Consider the following 20,328-nt stretch of genomic DNA (forward strand, 5'->3'; position numbering starts at 1 on the left):
CGCTTGTTGCAGGATCGCTCAACCCGCGTCCGTCATCGGCCGGTACGCACCAGATCGCCGATGCGCACCGGGAAGCGCCGGATGCGGACGCCCGTCGCATGCGCGACGGCATTGGCGACCGCGCCCGCCGAGCCCGTGATGCCGATCTCGCCGACGCCCTTGATGCCGAGCGGGTTGACGAACGGATCGTGCTCCTCGACCGTGAACGCTTCGATCGCCGGGACGTCGGCGTTCACCGGCACATGATACTCGCCGAGATTGGCGTTCATGATGCGCCCCGTGCGGCGGTCGGTGACGGCCTCCTCGTGCAGTGCGAGCGAGATGCCCCAGATCATGCCGCCGATGAGCTGGCTCTCCACCAGCTTCGGATTGATGATCCGGCCGGCAGCAAACGCGCCGACCATGCGGGTTACGCGCACTTGGCCCAGATCCGGATCGACCTTCACCTCGGCGAACACGGCGCCATGCGAGCTCATCGCGTACTGTTCGTTGGCGGCGGGATCGGGCACACCTGAGCCGGAGCCCTCGATCTCCGCAAGACCGGCGCGGGCCAGGATGTCGGCATAGCTCTCGCCGCGGCTGTCGTCGTCGCGCCGGAGCAGCCGCCCGTTGCGGGCAATCACGCCGGCGTTGCCGCCGCCATAGAGCGGCGAGCGCTGATCGGAGGTCGCAAGCTCAGCGAGCTTCGCAATGACGGCCGCGCCGGCATTGTGGATCGCGGTGCCCACGGTCGCCGTATGCGCCGAGCCGCCGGCGATGCCGGCATCCGGCAGGTCCGACGTTCCGGCCTTGAACGTGACCTGGTCGAGATCGAGCGCGAGAGAATCCGCGGCGATCTGGGCGAATGCCGTCCAGGCGCCCTGGCCCATGTCGTGCGCGCCGCTCTCCACCACGCCGCTGCCGTCACGCCGGATCACCGCGCGCGCCTGGCCTGCGAACATCAGCGCATGGAACGTTGCCGTGCCCATGCCCCAGCCGACCAGGAAGCCATCCTTGTCGCGCATCATGCGCGGCTTCAGCGGCCGCTCCCACCAGCCGAAACGCTCGGCACCTTGCGTGTAGCACTCGCGCAGCGCCTTGGACGAGAACGGCTTGCCGGTGGCCGGCTCGACCTCGGCATAGTTCTTGACGCGAAATGCCAGCGGATCGAGGCCGCACGCCTCCGCCATCTCGTCGACCGCGCTCTCCAGCGCGATCGAGCCCGGCGCGATGCCGGGCGCGCGCACGAACAGCGGCGTGCCGGTGTCCATGCGCACCGCGTCATAGGTGGTCGCGATCGCCGGGGCGGCATACAGCGTGTGCGTGACATGCGCCGCCGCCTCGTAGAAGTCCTCGAAGCTCGAGGTCGCGATCCGGGCGTGATGATGGATCCCTGACAACTGTCCCGCAGCGCTGGCGCCGAGGCGAAGCGTCTGCCGCGTCGGCGAGCGATGGCCGAACGGACCGTAGAGCTGCTCGCGGCGCACCACGAGCTTGACCGGACGGCCGAGCAGCTTCGCGGCGAGAATGCCGAGGATCTGCGGCCCGGCGATGAAGCCCTTGCCGCCGAACCCGCCGCCGAGGAAGGGGCTGCGGATCAGGATGTTCTCCGGCGCAATCCCGAACAGCTCGGCGATGCGCCCGCGCATCATCACGAGGCCCTGGGTCGGCGTGTCGATGACGAGCTTGTCGCCCTGCCATTCGGCGACGATCGCATGCGGCTCCATTGCGTTGTGATAATGCGCCGGGGTCTCGTAGGTCGCCGTGATCTGCCTGTCGCTGCCGGCGAGCGCGGCCTCGACGTCGCCATGATAGCTCTCGGCAGCAAAGCCCATGCCGACCACGGGCGGCACGTAAGCGTCGCTGGCGTCGAGCCCGATGCGCACCGGCTCGGCGTCGTAGCGCGGCGACAGCAGAGCGGCGCCTTCGGTCGCGGCTTCCAGGCTCTCGGCGACGACGAGCGCGATCGGCTGGTTGGCGTAGCGCACGCGATCGTTCTGCAGCGCCTCGAACCGGAACGCGAACGGATTAGGCTTGCCGTCGGGATCACCGGCCAGCGGCGGCCGGTTGGCGGAGGTCATCACCTCGACCACGCCGGGGTGGGCCTTGGCGGCGTCGACATCGAGCGAGACGACGCGGCCGCGCGCGATGCTGCTCACGACCAGCGCGGCATGCAGCAGGCCGGGCGGATTGTTGTCGGCGGCGAAGCGCGCGCTGCCTGTGACCTTGGCCAGACCATCGACGCGCGACAGCGACTGGCCGATGTTGGAGCCGTGGCGGAGATGGGCGGGATCGCGGGTCGGATTGAGCTCAGGCGTCATGAAGCACTCCTGGAACGGAGGAGAAGGGAGAGGCCGGCAGCGCCGGCATGCGCGACGGCGTGCCTTGGGCGGCCGCCTGCAGCGCGCGCACGATCAGGTTGCGCGCGAGCGGGATCTTGTAGGCGTTGTCGCCGGAGGGGTTTGCCTCACGCAGCGCCGCATCTGCGGCCTGCTGGAATGCACGCGCCTCCGCAGGCTGGCCCGCGAGCAGCGCCTCCGCCTCGTGTGCGCGCCACGGCTTGGCCGCGACGCCGCCGAGCGCCAGGCGCGCCTGCTTGATCTTGTTGTTCTCGATCACGAGACCGGCGGCGGCAGATACCACGGCAAACGCATAGGAATTGCGCTCGCGCACTTTGAGATAGCGCGCGTGCTTTGCGAACGCGCGCGCTGTGGCGGGCAGCCGGACCGCCACGATGATCTCGCCAGGGGCGAGCACGGTCTCGCGCTCCGGCGTCGTGCCGGGCAACAGATGCAGCGCCTCCAGCGCGACCTCGCGCCGGCCCGCTTTGCCTTCGATCTCGACCACGGCATCGAACGCCGCCAGCAGTACGCAGAAATCGGACGGGTTGGTGGCGATGCAGGCCTCGCTCCAGCCCAGCACGGCATGCTGATGGTTGTCGCCGCCGCGTGCGTCGCAGCCGGCGCCGGGCGTGCGCTTGTTGCAGGCCGAGGCCGGATCGTAGAAATAGGCGCAGCGCGTCCGCTGCAGCAGATTGCCGCCGACAGTCGCCGCATTGCGCAGCTGCGCCGAGGCGCCGGACAGCAGCGCTTCCGCGACGGCCGGAAAATCATGCGCGAAGTCCGCGTCATGCGCGAGGTCCGCGTCATGCGCGAGGTCGGCATTGCGCACCAGCGCGCCGATCCTGACGTCGCCATTGCCGAGCTTGTCGATCCGCTTGAGCTCGCCGAGCTGCGAGATGTCGACCAGCCGCGACGGCCTGACGACGTTGCCCTTCATCAGGTCGAGCAGATTGGTGCCGGATGCGAGATAGGCAGCGCCCGGCGCGCTAGCCGCCGTGATCGCTTCCGCGACCGTCGACGGCCTCACATAATCGAACCGGTTCATGCCGCGCGCTCCGTATTGTCCGCAAGCGTCGCCTGCGCGTCCAGCACCGCCTCGACGATGCCGACATAGGCGCTGCAGCGGCACAGATTGCCGCTCATGCCTTCGCGGACGCGGTCCGCGTCGTTGCCGGCCTGGCCTTCATTGATGAGGCCGACCGCGCTCATGATCTGGCCGGGCGTGCAGAAGCCGCATTGCAGGGCGTCGTGGGCGATGAAGGCCTGCTGCACCGGGTGCAGCTGGTCGCCATGGGCCAGCCCTTCGATGGTGGTGATCGCCGCGCCGTCGAGACTGGCGGCCAGCGTCAGGCAGGAATTGATGCGGCGGCCGTCGACGAGGACGGTGCAGGCGCCGCACTGGCCGCGGTCGCAGCCTTTCTTGGTGCCGGGGAGGTGGAGACGCTCGCGCAGCAGGTCGAGCAGGGTGACGCGGGGGTCGTCGAGCGCAAGCGTTCGCGGCTCACCGTTGACGGTGAGTCTGACAGTCCAATTCATGCGTTGTTCCGATCGAAGCGATGGCCTAATCGGATCGCAGCGGGCACAGCCTTACGGGCGGTGGTCCGTCCAGATCCAGCGACCGCGGGGCGAGCAAGGGAGTAGCCGTCCCCGGGTGGCAGGTCTATTTATACGGAGGAGTCCTCCGTTTAGCAAGGGTGCAGTGCACGGGGCCGATCAAGAGCTGGTGAGATGGAGACGAAACCACAAGAGCAGACGCGCAAGCCGCGCGCAGATGCGGTGCGAAACCGCGAGCGCGTGCTGCATGCAGCCAAGCTGGTGTTCTCCGCCGGCGGCCCCGATGCGAGCCTCGAGGCGGTGGCGCGGCAGGCCGGCGTCGGCATCGGCACGCTCTATCGTCACTTCCCGACCCGCGAGGATCTGTTCGAGGCGGTCTATCGCCGCGAGGTCGAGCAGCTCTCGGAGCTGGCCGAGGAGCTGAAGAGCGAGCCGTCGCCGGTCGAGGCGCTCAGGCGCTGGCTGCGCTCGACGGTGCAGTTCGTCGCCACCAAGAAGGGCATGATGGCGGCGCTGGCGATCGTCATGACCGCGAACTCCGAGCTCGCGGCCTATTCGCACGGTCATCTCACGCGCTCCATCGGCGCGCTGCTCGCCCGCGCCGTCGAGGCCGGCGAGGTGCGCGCCGACGTCACCGCCGACGACCTGCTCCGCGCGCTGATCGGCATGTGCTACATGCACGACCAGACCGGCTGGCAGCAGAGCGTGCTGCGGCTCTTAGATGTGTTCGTGGACGGGTTGCGGGTGGGCAAGGGAAGAGCCAGAGAAGCGTAGTTGGCTTTGGCGTCCTGCTCAGCGGGGCGGGAATAGCAATAGAGTCAACAATGTCAGGAAAGCTTCCTGGCTTTGGACGCGAGCGGCTTCGAAGCTCGCCAATGCAGCTCTCGCCATTCTGATTGCGAGCTGCGCATCCAAGGTTTTGACGCGGATCATCGGATTATAGTCGGCTTCATGGCGCTTCTCTTGCAGCTCCAGGACAGCGAATGCGAACGCTTGAAGGTTTGCTCCAAAGCCTCCAGAGGGCGCAAACGGTTGATATTTGGCGGAGAGCTTCGACTTTTTGACCTCCTCGCATAGCAATCGAAGGTCTCGATGATCCACGGCCCTATAGACGAGGGCGTACAAAGATGTCCCTTGTTTCGTCTTGCCGATGAATTGATCTGCAGCGGCGATGAGCGTTGCATCAAACAATCCATAATAGGCAGCCGAAATTGCGCGACGGATGTTGACCTGTCGTGGCGGCCCCGCGGCGGGCGGAACGATCAACTGCTCCGCCTGCTGAAACAAATGCTCCGGATTAAGTATCGCCAACGGCCTCGTTCTCCGCCTCGTATTCGATCAGCGGAAAACGGTCCTCGCCTGCGGCCTGGAGCTGCTCCTGGATCTGGACCAGCGTATCCAGAACTGCTTCTCCCTCGATGTTGGTCCCTTGGATGGGACTCAATACGATGGTGATCCGCAGGGCATCACGGCCTTCGGAATCCGCATAGGGCGATGTCGTGACGTCTGTTACCGCGGCGGAGCTGCTCAGATTCGCAGTGGCGACCTGGCGGGCGATGTTGGCGATTTTGGCGTTGTCCAGCATTGCCGTACTATACGCTGCATTCCGGAACGCTGCATTCCGGAGAGTAGCCACCGGCGACCCGTCCTGAGTTTCGATTGCTGCGACGGCAGCCTCACCCCCGCAGCCACTCCACCAGCGCCTGCGCCGTCTCCCCTGGCTGCTCGGGCTGCGGCAGGTGGCCGCAATGCTCGAGCACGACCAGCCAGCTGCCGGCGATCTCGTCGGCCATCTCCTTCGACAGGCTGTTCGGGATGGTGTTGTCGGTGTCGCCGGTCAGGATCAGGGTCGGGCAGCGGATCGCGGTCAGCGTCGGCCGCGAGTCCGGCCGCGTCATCACCGCGGTCTGCTGCCGGACGAAGCCGTCGACGCCGACCTCGTCCGCCATGTCGTGCACGAGCTGGCGCAGCTGCGCATCATCCTGGCGCGAGGGATGGACGAAGCCGGCAAACAGCTCGTCCACCACGCCGTGATAATCGCCGTCCTTGGCGCGCGTGATCATGGTGCGGCGCCGCGCGCTGGCCTCCGGCGTGTCGGGCCGCGCCTGGGTGTTGATCAGCGCCAGCCGGCCGACCCGCTCCGGCGCCTGGCGCATGATCTCGAAGGCGATGTAGCCGCCCATCGAGTGGCCGGCGAGCGCGAAACGCGGCGGCGCCTCGGCCAGGATGCGACGCGCGATCGATGCCATGCCGTCATCGCGGATGTGGTTCGCCACCATGACCGGCCCGAGCCGCCACAGCGCCGGGATCACGGGGGCATAGATGCGGGGTGACGAGATCAGTCCGGGCACCAGCACGAGCGGCAGCGCATCTGTCATGGCTTTTCCTCTGGAACGGCGTTTCCCGTGTCGGCCCGGGTGTTTTCCACCCGCTGCGCCATTTACGCGCGAGACGCCGCCGATGTCCAACGAAGTCCTCCGGTTCGAACTGCGGCGCCAGAGCGACGATCTCGTCTATGGCTTTACGCGCATGACCCGTGCCGACGGCAGCGTCGGCTTCAAGCGCGCCGACGGGGATTACTGGAACGTATGGAAGCCGGACTGGGGCTGGGTGGCGTGGAACGACAGCTCGCAGACCTGCATGGGCCGTCCGTGGCACGTGCTGCCCAGGGACCAGGGCGGATCACGGCGCAGCACCGCCCGAGGGCGACTGGGTCAGCGACAAGGGCCCGAAGTCCTACGTCTACAGTTTGATCCATCTCCGATGACGCGCGCAATGCGCCGTCTGCGTCTCTACGTCGTGCGCTTGGTCGATGACCCCCGAGGATTGTGCGTGATCGCCGGTTGAGGCCCTGATCGCGGAGGATTGCCGGGGGGAAGCGGCGTTCGCGGCTTTCCCGTGGCATCAGAGATCAGACGCGCGAAGAGGGCGGATCTAACAACTTCCGATCAGTTCCAGTTACCGGCATGACAGCGCGATGTTACCTGCGTGTCACTTGCAATAGTGGCGCGGCACCCTCGGCGCCACGACATGATCACGTCCGTGGCAGGCGCTCGCCGAGCCCCGCTCGTGTGGCTTCGAAGTTATTAGTCGCGGCCATTGGATGGCTCTTGCCAGATTTCGACCATATGTCGTTGTGCAACTAATAGGTGGCGGCTGGCTTGTCGAACTACTTAAAGGCTCGGCGATTGTGATCGCGGTGGTGCACCGGTGACGTCGAGATCCAGCTCCATGGCCGGCGACGTCGTGCATGCGGCCGAGCGAACGCCGGCGCGGCTTCGGCGCGCGGGCTGATGGTCTTGTGAGATGTGCCGCCGTCGACGCGGCGGCGCCCGCCAGACGCACGTCATGCCCGACGTTTTCACACGACGTTGCGCCGCGGATTCCGGTCGTCGCGATGCCGCCCAGCGCGTCGGAAGGCGGGGTGGCCGAGGCCGATGGTGCGATCGGGAGCGGCCTGGCCGCGCAGGGCTCGTCGCAGCGCGGACGTGCGCGATCTCCGCGCGCGTGGCCCGGCATGGCCTGCGCCGCTTCATCTGAAGCCGGCGCGGATCGTTTCGGCTAGACGAGCAGCGGCTGAACGGCCGCCGCGAGCTTCTTCAGGAGCGGCAGGAAACGCTCCTTCATCTCGTCGATGCCGATGCGATCGACATGCCCGCCGATATTGGCGGCGGCGACGATGCCGCCATCGTAGCGGCGGATCGGCACGGAGATCGAGCGGAAGCCCTGCTCGGCTTCGCCGTCGACCAGGGAATATCCATCGCTGCGGACGGCGATGATCGATGCGATCAGCGCCTCCTTGTCGGTGATCGTCTGCGGTGTCATCGCGGTGAGGGATATGTGCTCGACCGCCTGACGTAGCTGATCGTCTGGCATCCGGCTCAACAGCGCGCGCCCGACCGAGCTGCAGAAGGCCGGTAGCCGATAGCCGATTTCGAGGCCCGTGGAAAACATCCGCGTCGGCGTCGCGCGCGCAATGAACACGACCTCGTCACCGTCGAGAACAGCGAGCGAGCAGACCTCGCGGGCCTCCGCGGCCGCAACGTCCATCAACGGCTGCAATACGGTATTGATCTGATTGGATGCGAGGTAGCTGGACGCCAGCAGCAGCACGCGCGGCGTCAGCGAGAACAGCCGGTCGTCGCCGTAGACGAAGCCCGACGCCTTCAACGTCAGAAGGATTCGCCGGACGGTGGCGCGTGCAAGACCTGTGAGTTCGGCGGCCTTGCTCAAGGTCATCGGTCGGCCCTCGCGACTGAAGGCCTGTATGACGCGCAGACCGCGATCGAGCGCCTCGACGAACTCGGGTCCGTCGCCGCGCGCCAACTTCTTCTCCTCATCAGTCCGCTTCAGTTTAGGCATCGGCCTGACACGATCCGTTGTTGTTGTTTTGGGCCGCAGTGAAGCTGCTGTCCGTGTGCCCTTCGGCTTCGGTTGTAGCTTTTTCACTTGCGCTTCTCCCTGTTTAAAGCGAATCTAATCGAGGCGAACATATGTTCGTCTAGCGCACATTATGCGATGATCGCGTGACGCCCAACGCCCGACTTGCGACGGAACAGGAGAGACGGCCATCATGATGAGCCATGAGCAGAATGACCTGATCACGCGCATCGGACAGGCCGCGCCCGCCGGTAAACTAATGAGGATGTACTGGCAGCCGGCCGCGCTGGTGGACGAACTCGCGGGCGAACGCCCGATCCGCGCGGTCAAGCTGCTCGGCCAGCATTTCGTGCTCTTCAAGGATGAGCAGGGCCGCTATGGACTACTTGACCGCGATTGTCCGCATCGCGGTGCCGATCTCGCTTTCGGACGGTTGGAGAACGGCGGGCTGCGCTGCGCGTTCCATGGCTGGCTGTTCGACGCCGACGGTCAATGCCTGGAGACCCCCGCGGAACCGGCCGGTTCACCGCTATGCCAGAACGTCAGGCAGCGCTCTTATCCCGTGGTCGAGAAGGGCGGCATCCTCTGGGCCTGGCTCGGCGACGGTGCAGCCCCGGCGTTCCCGGATCTCGACTGCTTCGCCGCGCCTGAGACCTACACCTTCGCCTTCAAGGGCCTGATCGAGTGCAACTGGCTGCAGGCGCTGGAGGTCGGCATCGACCCGGCGCACGCCTCGTTCCTGCACCGCTTCTTCGAGGACGAGGACACGTCGACCGCCTACGGCAAGCAGTTCCGCGGCGCCTCCGCCGACAGCGAGCTGCCGATGACCAAGGTGCTGCGCGAGTATGATCGCCCGATCATCAATGTCGAGCGCACCGAATACGGCCTGCGCATCATCGCGCTGCGCGAGATCGATGCCGAGCGCACCCATGTGCGCGTCACCAACCAGCTGTTCCCGCATGCCTTCGTGATTCCGATGAGCACGGAGATGACCATCACGCAGTGGCACGTGCCGGTCGATGACGAGACCTGCTACTGGTACGCGATCTTCACCAGTTACGGCGTGCCGGTCGACAAGGCCAAGATGCGGGCGCAGCGGCTCGAGCTCTATGAGCTGCCGGACTATCGCTCGCGCAAGAACAAGAGCAACGACTACGGCTTCGATCCGCACGAGCAGGCGACCGCCACCTATACCGGCATGGGCAACGACATCAACGTGCACGACCAGTGGGCGGTTGAGTCGATGGGGCGGATCCAGGATCGCACCCGCGAGCATCTCGGCCAGTCCGACAAGGCCATCATCCAGTATCGCCGGCTGCTGCGCGAGCAGATCGAGACCGTCGCGCGCGGCGAGCGGCCGATGCTGTTCCTCGACGCCGCCGAGGCGCGCAGCGTGCAGGGCCCGGCGACGATGGACGGCATCGGTCCGACCCGCGGCTGGGAGACCTACTGGATGGAGGTCGACGTGCGCCGCCGCCGTCGTGCGCCCTGGGCCGCGCCGGTGCCAGCGGATATCGTGCGTCTGGCGCCGCATCTGAGCGCGGCGGAGTAAAGATGCAACCGCAAGACCCTGTAGGGTGGGCAAAGGCGCGTTCGCGGCGGTGTTGCTGCTTTTGCGCTGACGGATGCTGCGAACGCGACGTGCCCACCGCCGCACCGGTACTCGTGAATGGTGGGCACGCCTTCGGACGGCGCGTCGCGCCGTTCCGACGGCTTTGCCCACCCTACGCTTCTCACAATGCGTCACGGAGCCATCGTTGAGTTTCGTCGACAAGCATCAGCTGTGGACCGCTGAACAAACCGAAGCCGCAGTGCGCATGCGGCGGATCGTGGAAGAGCACGGCCTCACCACCATCCGCTTCTCGTTCCCCGATCAGCACGGCATCCTGCGCGGCAAGACGCTCACCGTCGATGCCGCGCTGTCCTCGCTGGAGGACGGCTGCTCGATCACCACGACCCTGCTCGCCAAGGACACCTCGCACCGCACGGTGTTTCCGGTGTTCACCGCCGGCGGCGGCTTCGGCATGGCCGAGATGCAGGGCGGCAGCGATGCGCTGATGGTCGCCGATCCCACGACCTTCCGTGTGCTGCCGTGGGCACCCGGCACCGGCTGGGTGCTGTGCGATCTGTACTTCGCAAACGCGACGCCCGTGCCGTTCGCCACGCGCAATCTCTATCGTTCGGCGCTGACGACGCTCGCTCAGCGCGGCTATCAGTTCAAGGCCGGCCTCGAGGTCGAGTGCCACATCTTCAAGGTCGAGGATCCCAGGCTCGCGCCTGGTGATGCCGGCATGCCCGGGCAGCCGGGCGTGCCGCCGACGGTCAGCCTGCTGACGCAGGGCTATCAATATCTGACCGAGCAGCGCTTCGATCAGATGGAGCCGGCGCTCGAGATCATCAGGGCCAATCTCGCTGCGCTCGGTTTGCCCCTGCGCTCGATCGAGCTCGAATATGGTCCGAGCCAGTGCGAGTTCGTGCTGCAGCCCGGCATCGGCCTGGAGCCTGCCGACACCATGGTGCTGTTCCGCAGCGCCGTGAAGCAGATCGCGCAGCGCCACGGCTATCACGCCACCTTCATGTGCCGGCCGCGTATTCCCAACGTGATGTCGTCGGGCTGGCATCTGCACCAGTCGCTGGTCGCGCGCGACGGCAGCAACGCCTTCATGACGGAGACCGCCGAAGGGCTGTCAGCGCTCGGCCGTCACTACATGGCCGGCCTGCTGGCGCATGCGCGCGCGTCGGCGGTGTTCTCGACGCCGACCATCAACGGCTACCGGCGCTACCGGTCCTATTCGCTGGCGCCGGATCGGGCGATCTGGGGCCGCGACAATCGCGGCGTCATGATCCGCGTACTCGGCGGCGCGGGCGACGGTGCCACGCGCCTCGAGAACCGCATCGGCGAGCCCGCCGCCAATCCCTATCTCTATATGGCCTCGCAGATCGCAGCCGGCCTCGACGGCATCGATCGCAAGCTCGATCCCGGCCCGTCGGCTGACGTGCCCTATGAGACCAAGGCTGACCTCCTGCCGAAATCTCTGGGCGAAGCGGTCGATACGCTGAAGAACGATGCGTTCTTCCGCACGGCGTTCGGCGCCACCTTCATCGACTACTACACCTTCATCAAGACCGCCGAAATCGAGCGCTTCCAGGCGGAGGTGTCCGACTGGGAGCAGCGCGAGTATTTCGAGATGTTTTGAAAGCGCTGTGGCCTCTCACACGCTGCGCGTCAGGCCGCCGTCGACGCGGATGTTCTGGCCGGTGATGTAGGCCGCACCTTCGGAGGCGAGGAAGGCGATGGTGGCGGCGATCTCCTCGGACTTGCCGTAGCGGCCCATCGGCACCGTCTTGCGGCGCTCCTCCGTCGCCGGGAGGCTGTCGATCCAGCCGGGCAGCACGTTGTTCATGCGGATGTTGTCGGCCGCGTAGGTATCGGTGAAGATCTTGGTGAAGGCGGCGAGCCCGGCGCGGAACACGGCCGAGGTCGGAAACATCGCCGACGGCTCGAAGGTCCAGGCGGTCGAGATGTTGATGATCGCGCCGCCCTGCTGCGCCTGCATCACGGGTGTGACCAGGCGCGTCGGGCGGATGACGTTCAGCAGATAGGTGTCGAGCCCGCCGTGCCACTGCTCGTCGGTCAATTCCAGGATCGGCGCGCGCGGGCCGTGGCCGGCGCTGTTGACGAGCACGTCGATGCGGCCCCAGCGGGCCATCGCGCCGTCGACCAGGCGCTTCAGATCGTCGTTGGACTTGTTGGAGCCGGTGACGCCGAGGCCGCCGAGTTCGGCCGCCAGCGCCTCGCCTTTGCCCGAGGACGACAGGATCGCGACTTGGAATCCATCGGCGGCCAGACGGCGGGCGGCGGCCGCGCCCATGCCACTGCCGCCCGCAGTGACCAGTGCGACACGTTGTGTGGCCATGACGATGACTCCTGCCTTGTAAGGATGATGCCGACAGCGATGTAGCGCATTCCGCCCGACGGCGTCGAGCGCCGGGGTATCCGAATAGCTGTTGGATGTGTTCCCGCAAAGCGCGTCGCTTTTTCGTGAGCATCTGCTGCTGTTCACGACGCGCGCGTGCGCATTGCCGCGTTGCGGGAACCCGATCCCACCGAGCGGCATATCGAGGGGCAGCATCGGCACGAGGCCGATTGCGGTTCGACGATGCGTCTCGCGATCCGGGAAGGGCGGAGCAGGGAAAGATGTCAGACCAGAAGCCGCAGCGCGATCGTGCGGTCGTCGACAGCGGCGATGCGGCCGATCTGTCGTCGGAGCACCACGACATCTTCTTCGCCGCCGTCGAGACGACGCGGATGCCGATGATCGTCACCGATCCGCGCCAGAACGACAATCCGGTCCTGTTTGCCAACCGGGCCTTTCTCGAAATGACCGGCTACAGCCTCGGCGAGATCGTCGGCGCCAATTGCCGTTTCCTGCAGGGACCGGACACCGACCGCGACACGATTGCGGCGATTCGTACCGCGATTGCCACCCGCCAGGATGTCGCGGTCGAGATCCTCAATTATCGCAAGAACGGCGCGGCGTTCTGGAATGCGCTGTTCATCAGCCCTGTCTACAATCGCAGCGGCGAGCTCGTCTATTTCTTCGGCTCGCAGCTCGACGTGTCGCGCCGGCGCGATGCCGAGAGCGCGCTGATCCAGGCGCAGAAGATGGAGGCGATCGGCCAGCTCACCGGCGGTATCGCGCACGACTTCAACAACATTCTTCAGGTCATCATCGGCTACACCGAGACGCTGCAGAGCGCCGTCAGCGAGCTCGCTCCGCGCCATCGCCGCGCCGTCGACAACATCCGCGCCGCCGCCAACCGCGCCGCGACGCTGACCCAGCAGCTGTTGTCGTTCGCGCGCAAGCAGCGGCTCGACAGCCGGCCGATCAACCTCAACAACATGATCGAGACCCTGGTGCAGATGGCGCGCCATACGCTCGGCGAAAGCGTGCGCATCGTCGTCAAGGCGCAGCAAGGCCTGTGGAACAGCCGGGTCGACCAGACCCAGGCCGAGGTCGCGCTGCTCAATCTGTTCGTCAACGCCCGCGATGCGATGCCGAACGGCGGCACGCTCACCATCCGCACCGAGAACAAGGAAATTGCGGAGGAGGACATCGTGCAGTTCGGCGTGCCCAAGGGCGGACGCTATGTCGCACTGAAAGTGTCCGACGACGGCGTCGGCATTCCGCGCCGTATTCTCACCCGCGTCGCCGAGCCGTTCTTCACCACCAAGGAGGAGGGCAAGGGCACCGGGCTCGGCCTTGCGATGGTCTATGGCTTCACGCGGCAGTCGGGCGGCAGCACCTACATCGACAGCGAGGTCGGCCACGGCACCACTGTGCAGCTGCTGTTTCCGGCCACCGAGCAGGCGATCGCACAGCCCTCGGTGCGTCCGCAGATGGCGATGGATCGCACCGGCAGCGAGCGCATCCTGATCGTCGAGGACCGCCAGGAGGTGGCCGAGCTCGCGCGCTCGATCCTGGAGGATTTCGGCTATCGCACCGAGGTCGCCGCCAACGCGCATGCCGCGCTGGAGTTGCTGGATTCGGCGGTGCGCTTCGATCTGCTGTTCACCGATCTCGTGATGCCCGGCGGCATGAACGGCACGGTGCTGGCGCGCGAGGCGCGCAAGCGCCAGCCGAAGCTGAAGGTGCTGCTGACGACCGGCTATTCGGATGCCGCGGTCGAGCGCGCCGATGCCAACATCGGCGAGTTCGAGATCATCAACAAGCCGTACCGGCGCACCGATCTGGTCCGTCGCGTGCGGCAGCTGCTCGACGGCCCGACCGGCGTCACTTGACCGGACGAGTCGGTGCGCCGAAAGTCGGCGCTGCGAGCGGAGAGCTACGATGCGCCACGTGACGAGGCAGACACCGGCCGACGCGCCGGCCGTTCAGGTTCGCAGCGAGCCGCCCGAGGCCGGCGTGGTCGCGGCGGGTGTCTACGCCAATGGCCGCCGCATCGCCGACATTGCGATCGAGGACGCGGGCGCCTGGAGCCAGCGGCCGGGCCACGTGGTGTGGATCGGGCTGCACGAGCCGGATGGTGTGCTGCTGCAGCGCGTCGCCGATCAGTTCGGTCTGCATGAGCTCGCGATCGAGGACGCGTCGAAGGCGCATCAGCAGCCCAAGGTCGAGCGCTATGGCGATGCGCTGTTCGTCGTCGCGCGCACCGCGCAGCTCGTCGACGGACACATCGTGTTCGGCGAAACCCACGTCTTCGTCGGCCCGGGCTTCGTCGTCTCGGTGCGCCACGGTGCCTCGACGTCCTATGGCGCGGTGCGCGAGCGCTGCGAATCCTGCCCAGGCTCGCTCGCCAAGGGCGAGGACTACATCCTGTATGCGATCCTCGACTTCATCGTCGACAATTATCGTCCCGTGACCGAGAGCATCATGGCCGAGGTCGAGACGCTGGAGGAGGCCGTGCTGCAGCGGCCGCTGGCGCGCCACGAGGTCGACCAGCTGTATCGTCTGCGGCGCGACCTGTTGCGGCTGCGCCGCGCCGTCGGCCCCGTGGTCGATGTCTGCAAGCGGCTGGAGCATGTCGACAACGTTGCGATCGATGCCGAGATGGCGCCCTTGTTCCGCGACGTGCTCGACCATGCCAAGCGCGCCGAGGAGGACGCTGACTCCTTGCGCGAGATCCTCGCCTTCGTGTTCGAGGCCAGCATGATGGCGGGGCAGGCGCAGCAGACCGACATCGCCCGCCGGCTCACAGCCTGGGCCGCGATCCTCGCGGTGCCGACCGCGGTTGCCGGCATCTACGGCATGAACTTCGAGCACATGCCGGAGCTGAAATGGCAATACGGCTACTACGCCGTCCTCGGCTTCATCGCGACCGTCTGCAGCGTGCTGTATTGGCAATTCCGGCGGCGCGGGTGGTTGTGAAGGGCCGCCATCGCGCTATCGGCCGACCTTCTGCAATTGACGCGAACGACGTGCCACGCCGGCAGTGCACCCTCTCCCTTGTGGGAGAGGGTGGCATGATCGAGCGAAGCGCGATCATGCCGGGTGAGGGGTCTCTCTCCACATCCGCCCGTGCGGATGGAAACCCTTCACCCGCCTTCGATGCTTCGCATCTCCGGCCCCCTCTCCCACAAGGGGAGAGGGGGCACCGCCGTCGTGGCGAAAGATGTAGTCACGTCGCTGCGGAGCTGGGCCGCCGTTGCGTATTGACCTCATCCAATCAACAGCTACCCCTTCACGAACTGCCGATAATCCGGCTCGCGGTGGAACCAGAACTCGTAGCCGCTGACCGCCTTCTGCATCGCGACGTCGTGGATCGGCTGGTTGAGCGGGACGACCGGCACCTCGCGCATGCACAGCGCGATGAAGTCCTTCACCGTGCTCTCATACTCCGCCGCATCCGCCGTGAAGCGCGCCTTCTCGATCAGCGCGTCCATCTCCTTGCTCTGGTAGGACGAGATGTTGAAGATCGAATTGCGGCCGTGGAAATTCCAATAGAAGTAGTATTCGGGATAATCGAGCCAGCCGCTGAACCTGTTCAGCGCCATCGGCAGCTCCTTCTTGTTGAGCGTCGTGCGCCAGTTGGCGCCGGGGATCTTGTCGATGCCGGCCTTGATGCCGATCTTGGCGAGGCTCTCCTGGATCAGGATCGCGGTGGGCTCGCCGACCGTTGCGGTGCCGGCATCGAGCGACAAGCTCGTATCGAGGCCGGCTTCAAAGCCGGCCTCCTTCATCAGCGCCTTGGCCTTGTCGAGATCGGTCACATAGGGGAACGGCTGCGGCCATACCGGCTTGGTGACCTCGCTTGCGCCGCCATGCATCGGCACCGCGCGGCCAAAGAACGCGCTCGACTGGATCTGCTCATAGGGCATCGCCCAGGCGATCGCCTGGCGCAGCTTGACATTGTCGAATGGTGGCTTCGCCGTATTCAGTGCGACATACCACAGCGCATTCGGGATCGGCACGCCCGTGACCTTGACCTTGCCCTCCTTGATCAGCTGGTCGAAATCGCGCGGCGCGAAGCCGCTGGAGAGATCCGCGTCACCGCGCTCGAGCATGGCGCGGCGCGTGCCGGCGGAGGGAATGTCGCGCGCGATCACGCGCTTGATCTTCGGCAACGGTCCGCATTTCCAATTGTCGAACCGGCTCAGCACGGTCTCGGTGCCCGGCTTCCAGCTCTCGACCTTGTAGGCGCCGCCGCCGGCCTCGTTGTTCTTCAGCCACGTCAGCGCCCACGGGTCCTCCGCGGTGACATTCTTCTTGGCGAGCTCCGAATTGATGATGAAGGGCACGACCACCGCGACGTTGAACAGCAGCATCTTGTCCTTGCGGATGTAGTCGATGCGGAAGGTGTGGTCGTCGACCGCCACGAACTGCTCCGGCTTCTCCAGCGATCCCGCCGACATCTGGAACGTCGGAAAGCCGCCGACCGAGACGGAGCGGTCGAACGACCATTTGACGTCTTTCGCCGTGACCGGCGTGCCGTCGTGGAAGGTGGCCTCCTTGCGCAGCTTGAAGGTGCAGGACAGGCCGTCCGCTGCGACCTCCCAGCTCTCGGCGAGCTCCGGCGCCAGCGCGGCGCGGTCATAGGACGTGGTGCCGTCGGGCAAGGTCTTCGCGGCATAGCTGAGCAGCCGGTCGTAGCAGTTCCAGGCGAGTCCGTTCACGGTCTGGTTCGAGCCGATACCCTGCATGTCCAGCGAGTTCGGTCCGAGCTCCTGCACCACCAGCAGCGTCTCGGCGCGTCCCTGCGACCACGCGATGCCAGGTGCCAGCGTGGTCAGTCCGGCGGCGCCCAATCCCGCGAGCAAGACGTTGCGGCGTGTGACGTCGAAATCCGAGCTGCTCATGGGGCCTCCCTGCGGCGTGATCGATTGCCGTTACCAAGGCAAGGTGCGTGCCAGCATCCGCATGTGCTGGCGGCCGATTGGTCCCGACATCGCGGGCCGCCTTTGCTACGATCGTCCGCAAATCACGGTGGAGGAGGCAGGCGATGGCGAGAGACCTCGAAGGCAAGGTGGCGGCGGTGACCGGCGCGGCTTCGGGCATCGGACTTGCCAGCAGCGAGGCGATGCTGGCCGCGGGCGCGCGCGTCGTCATGATCGATCGCGATGCCGCAGCATTGGCCGCACTCCGCGACAAGCACGGCGAGGCCGCGATCCCCGTGGTGATCGACCTGCTCGATGCGACGGATTGCGCCACCCTGCTGCCGCGCGTGCTCGATGCCGCCGGCCGGCTCGACATTTTCCATGCCAATGCCGGCAGCTATCTCGGCGGCGACCTCGTCGATGCCAGCGTCGATGCCATCGACCGCATGCTGACCCTCAACGTCAATGTGGTGATGAAGAACGTGCGCGACGTGTTGCCGCACATGATCGCGCGCGGGTCGGGCGACATCATCGTCACGAGCTCGCTGGCGGCGCATTTTCCGACGCCGTGGGAGCCGGTCTACGCCTCGTCGAAATGGGCGATCGACTGCTTCGTGCAGACGGTGCGGCGCCAGGTGTTCAAGCACGGCATCCGCGTCGGCGCGATCTCGCCGGGCCCGGTCGTCACCGCGCTGATCGCGGACTGGCCGGCGGAGAAGCTCAAGGAGGCGCGCGAGTCCGGCAGCCTGCTGGAGCCGTCCGAAGTGGCCAACGTGGTGATGTTCATGCTGACGCGCCCGCGCGGCATGACCATCCGCGACGTCGTGATGCTGCCGACGAATTTCGATCTGTAGGGCGGCGTCATCGGAGCGGACCGAGGCCTGCATGGGCTGCGCCGATGACGACGGCCCCGCAAAATTACGGAAATCGAATTAAGCACAACTTTAATCATAGCGAACCTAGCGTTGTGGCGCCTCAAACCCGGAATTCAATCATGAAGATCGGCCGCCTCTTCGCAATCTCGATGCTCTCGGTCACGGCCCTGGCCGTTCTTCCCGCTGCGCAGGTCGTCATCGAGCAGGTCAGGGCGGTGAGCGACAAGGCGGAAGCGATCAAGACCGTCGAGGCGTTCGGCGCGGTGCTGCTCTACGCGCAGGATGTCGTCGGCCATCGCGCGCCCTACATCACGCCCTTGTTCCAGGAAACTGCCGCAACGCCGGCGCAGCTCGAAGGTGTGCGCAAGATCAGGCAGTCGTCCGAGGCCTCCTTGGCAAAAGCGCGCGCGCAGCTCGCCAACGTTTCCGACAGCGAGGCGATCGCGCGCAGCCTGGATCAGGCGGCATCCAAGCTGTCCGGAATCCTCGCTGGCGTGGACCCCACGCTGACCACGCCGCTGAGCGCGCGCGACCTGGCTGTGATCAAGGGCTTTCTGCCCGGCGTGACCCAGGTGGCGATGGCGCTCGAGCCGATCCTGAATCGGCTGCAGAACCGGGTCGCGAATGTCGACGCGTCGCTGACGACGCTGCTCGACGTCGCCCGCACCGCGCAGGACCTGCGCGTCACCGCCGGCGGCCGCGCGGCCGCTCTGTCGCCGGCGCTCAGCGCCCGGCGCGCAGTGGCCCCGGCCGAGAAGGCGGCGATGGACCGCGCCCAGGGCCGCACCGAGATCGACCGCGACCGCCTGGAGGCCGGCATCGACCAGCTCGGCAATCCGGAGCGCCTGCTGGCGGCCTTCAAGGAGGCCCGGGAGGCGTATTTCGGACGCGCCATTCCGATCGTCGACAAGGACATTGCGGCTGGGCTCGGCGATCTCAATTATTCCCTTAACGCGGATCAGCTGGCCGAGGTCGTGGTCCCTGCCGTGCAGAAGTTCTTCGTCGTGCGCGATGCCGCGATCACCGAGGCGCGCGACAGCGCGGTGGCCGCGCGCGACGCAGCGTACCTGATGCTCGCGCTGGCGACGGCGGTGGTCGTCGCCCTCATCGGCATTCTCGTGTTCGTCACGATGCTGCTGCGCCGCCGCGTCATCAATCCGATCGTGAGCCTGACCGGACTGATCGGCCAGATGGCGGCCGGAAACGACGACGTCGCGGTGCCCACCAGTGATCGCGACGACGAGATCGCGGCGATGGCCGGCTCGCTGCAGACCTTCAAGGAGGCGCTGCTGGAGAAGAAGCGCGCCGAGCAGGCGGCCGCAGCCGAAGCGCAGGCCAAGATCGAGCGCGGCCAGCGCGTCGAGCGCTTCACGCGCGAATTCGAGGCCGCGATCGGCGAGGTCGTCGGCGTCGTGTCGTCGGCGTCGGCCGATCTGGAACGCTCCGCCTCTTCGCTGACGACCACGGCGGGCCGCTCGCTGGAGCTCGCCACGGTGGTCACCTCGGCCTCCGAGGAGGCCTCGACCAACGTGCATTCGGTGGCCGCGGCCGCCGAGGAGATGAGCTCGTCGGTCAACGAGATCAGCCGCCAGGTGCAGGACTCCGCGCGCATCGCCAACGAGGCGCTGGCGCAGGCGCGCAAGACCAACGACAATGTCGCTGAGCTCGCCAAGGCGGCCGCGCGGATCGGCGATGTCGTCGAGCTGATCAATGCGATCGCAGGACAAACCAACCTGCTGGCGCTCAATGCCACCATCGAGGCCGCGCGCGCCGGCGAGGCCGGCCGCGGCTTCGCGGTGGTCGCCTCCGAGGTGAAGGCGCTGGCCGAGCAGACCGCGAAGGCGACCGGCGAGATCGGCCAGCAGATCGGCGGCATCCAGGCGGCCACCCAGGAGTCGGTCGGCTCGATCAAGGAGATCGGCGAGACCATCGCCCGGATGTCGGAGATCGCCTCGGCGATCGCTTCCGCCGTCGAGGAGCAGAGCTCGGCGACGCGCGAAATCTCGCGCAACGTCCAGCAGGCCGCCCATGGCACCCAGCAGGTGTCGGCGAACATCGCCAGCGTCCGGCACGGCGCCGACGAGACCGGCTCGGCCTCGTCGCAGGTGCTGTCCGCCGCGAAGTCGCTGTCCGGCCAGAGCAGCCGCCTCCGAGACGAGGTCAGCCGCTTCCTGAACTCCGTCCGCGCGGCGTGAGCGCGCCTGAAGCGTCCTCCGGCCGTGAAGCTCGCGAGGGCGATTGCTTTTGACGAACAGGGCCATCCATCGCGGCGCGAACGCTTGTCAATTGGTTACTCCGTCATGCCCGGGCTTGTCCCACGGCTGTCCGGTTTAGAATGAGTGGACAAGGCGCATGGCGTGGA

The 20,328-nt window shown here is 66.6% G+C and carries 17 protein-coding genes; 8 read left to right on the forward strand and 9 right to left on the reverse strand.

The features are described from left to right. Window positions 1-32: 32 nt before the first annotated feature. The 3 genes from LQG66_RS27785 to LQG66_RS27795 are packed head-to-tail and all read right to left on the reverse strand — an operon-like array spanning window position 33 to window position 3,857. On the reverse strand, window positions 33-2,300 hold the full coding sequence (locus tag LQG66_RS27785) for a xanthine dehydrogenase family protein molybdopterin-binding subunit (protein ID WP_231318885.1): 2,268 nt from the start codon (window positions 2,298-2,300) through the stop codon (window positions 33-35). After that, entirely contained in the window at window positions 2,290-3,366 is a 1,077-nt protein-coding gene (locus tag LQG66_RS27790) for an FAD binding domain-containing protein (RefSeq protein ID WP_231318887.1), read from the reverse strand. Before LQG66_RS27790 ends, LQG66_RS27785 begins: the two co-directional genes overlap by 11 nt. Next, a complete protein-coding gene (locus LQG66_RS27795; protein ID WP_231318889.1) occupies window positions 3,363-3,857 on the reverse strand; it encodes a (2Fe-2S)-binding protein in 495 nt (164 codons plus the stop codon). The genes LQG66_RS27790 and LQG66_RS27795 overlap by 4 nt, the downstream gene beginning before the upstream one ends. 192 nt (window positions 3,858-4,049) lie before the next feature. Between LQG66_RS27795 and LQG66_RS27800 the strand changes: the two genes are divergently transcribed. Then, complete coding sequence (locus LQG66_RS27800; protein ID WP_231318890.1) at window positions 4,050-4,649, forward strand: TetR/AcrR family transcriptional regulator; 600 nt, start codon at window positions 4,050-4,052, stop codon at window positions 4,647-4,649. Window positions 4,650-4,667: 18 nt separating this feature from the next. Here LQG66_RS27800 and LQG66_RS27805 read toward each other — a convergent pair whose 3' ends face one another. The 3 genes from LQG66_RS27805 to LQG66_RS27815 form a co-directional block, all read right to left on the reverse strand. Continuing rightward, the gene (locus LQG66_RS27805; RefSeq protein WP_231318893.1) at window positions 4,668-5,186 is read right to left on the reverse strand and encodes a hypothetical protein; all 519 of its coding nucleotides are present in this window, start codon (window positions 5,184-5,186) and stop codon (window positions 4,668-4,670) included. Then, window positions 5,173-5,460, reverse strand: coding sequence for a hypothetical protein (locus LQG66_RS27810; protein WP_231318896.1), 288 nt, complete (start codon window positions 5,458-5,460; stop codon window positions 5,173-5,175). The genes LQG66_RS27805 and LQG66_RS27810 overlap by 14 nt, the downstream gene beginning before the upstream one ends. Window positions 5,461-5,551: 91 nt before the next feature. Then, the gene (locus LQG66_RS27815; protein ID WP_231318897.1) at window positions 5,552-6,253 is read right to left on the reverse strand and encodes an alpha/beta fold hydrolase; all 702 of its coding nucleotides are present in this window, start codon (window positions 6,251-6,253) and stop codon (window positions 5,552-5,554) included. An 82-nt stretch (window positions 6,254-6,335) separates the two neighbouring features. Here LQG66_RS27815 and LQG66_RS27820 point away from each other — a divergent pair, with 82 nt between their 5' ends. Next, a complete protein-coding gene (locus LQG66_RS27820) occupies window positions 6,336-6,722 on the forward strand; it encodes a hypothetical protein (protein WP_231318899.1) in 387 nt (128 codons plus the stop codon). A gap of 714 nt (window positions 6,723-7,436) precedes the next feature. Here LQG66_RS27820 and LQG66_RS27825 read toward each other — a convergent pair. Then, the gene (locus LQG66_RS27825) at window positions 7,437-8,237 is read right to left on the reverse strand and encodes an IclR family transcriptional regulator domain-containing protein (protein WP_231318900.1); all 801 of its coding nucleotides are present in this window, start codon (window positions 8,235-8,237) and stop codon (window positions 7,437-7,439) included. A gap of 211 nt (window positions 8,238-8,448) precedes the next feature. Here LQG66_RS27825 and LQG66_RS27830 point away from each other — a divergent pair, with 211 nt between their 5' ends. Together LQG66_RS27830 and LQG66_RS27835 are read left to right on the forward strand one after the other, a co-directional pair. Then, the gene (locus LQG66_RS27830) at window positions 8,449-9,807 is read left to right on the forward strand and encodes an aromatic ring-hydroxylating dioxygenase subunit alpha (RefSeq protein ID WP_231318901.1); all 1,359 of its coding nucleotides are present in this window, start codon (window positions 8,449-8,451) and stop codon (window positions 9,805-9,807) included. Window positions 9,808-10,012: 205 nt separating this feature from the next. Continuing rightward, on the forward strand, window positions 10,013-11,452 hold the full coding sequence (locus LQG66_RS27835; protein WP_231318902.1) for a glutamine synthetase family protein: 1,440 nt from the start codon (window positions 10,013-10,015) through the stop codon (window positions 11,450-11,452). 15 nt (window positions 11,453-11,467) lie between these two features. Here the strand turns inward: LQG66_RS27835 and LQG66_RS27840 are convergent, their stop codons facing one another. After that, window positions 11,468-12,172 carry an SDR family oxidoreductase gene (locus LQG66_RS27840; RefSeq protein ID WP_231318905.1) on the reverse strand — a complete coding sequence of 235 codons (705 nt, stop codon included), beginning with the start codon at window positions 12,170-12,172 and terminating at the stop codon, window positions 11,468-11,470. 281 nt (window positions 12,173-12,453) lie between these two features. Between LQG66_RS27840 and LQG66_RS27845 the strand changes: the two genes are divergently transcribed. Both LQG66_RS27845 and LQG66_RS27850 read left to right on the forward strand, forming a co-directional pair. Continuing rightward, complete coding sequence (locus LQG66_RS27845) at window positions 12,454-14,058, forward strand: hybrid sensor histidine kinase/response regulator (protein WP_231318907.1); 1,605 nt, start codon at window positions 12,454-12,456, stop codon at window positions 14,056-14,058. A 49-nt stretch (window positions 14,059-14,107) separates the two neighbouring features. Next, window positions 14,108-15,145: a magnesium and cobalt transport protein CorA gene (locus LQG66_RS27850; RefSeq protein ID WP_231318909.1), complete on the forward strand. Its 1,038-nt coding sequence runs from the start codon at window positions 14,108-14,110 to the stop codon at window positions 15,143-15,145. Window positions 15,146-15,450: 305 nt separating this feature from the next. On the opposite strand, the gene LQG66_RS27855 is transcribed toward LQG66_RS27850, so the two are convergent. Further along, window positions 15,451-17,073 (reverse strand): ABC transporter substrate-binding protein, encoded by a 1,623-nt coding sequence (locus tag LQG66_RS27855; RefSeq protein ID WP_231318910.1) that lies wholly within the window; start codon window positions 17,071-17,073, stop codon window positions 15,451-15,453. Window positions 17,074-17,216: 143 nt separating this feature from the next. Here LQG66_RS27855 and LQG66_RS27860 point away from each other — a divergent pair, with 143 nt between their 5' ends. Together LQG66_RS27860 and LQG66_RS27865 are read left to right on the forward strand one after the other, a co-directional pair. Next, on the forward strand, window positions 17,217-17,945 hold the full coding sequence (locus LQG66_RS27860) for an SDR family oxidoreductase (RefSeq protein WP_231318913.1): 729 nt from the start codon (window positions 17,217-17,219) through the stop codon (window positions 17,943-17,945). A gap of 140 nt (window positions 17,946-18,085) precedes the next feature. Continuing rightward, entirely contained in the window at window positions 18,086-20,161 is a 2,076-nt protein-coding gene (locus LQG66_RS27865) for a methyl-accepting chemotaxis protein (protein WP_231318915.1), read from the forward strand. The last annotated feature ends 167 nt before the right edge of the window (window positions 20,162-20,328 follow it).

It is taken from the genome of Bradyrhizobium ontarionense (genome assembly GCF_021088345.1).
In the GTDB taxonomy this organism is placed as follows: Bacteria; Pseudomonadota; Alphaproteobacteria; order Rhizobiales; family Xanthobacteraceae; genus Bradyrhizobium; species Bradyrhizobium ontarionense.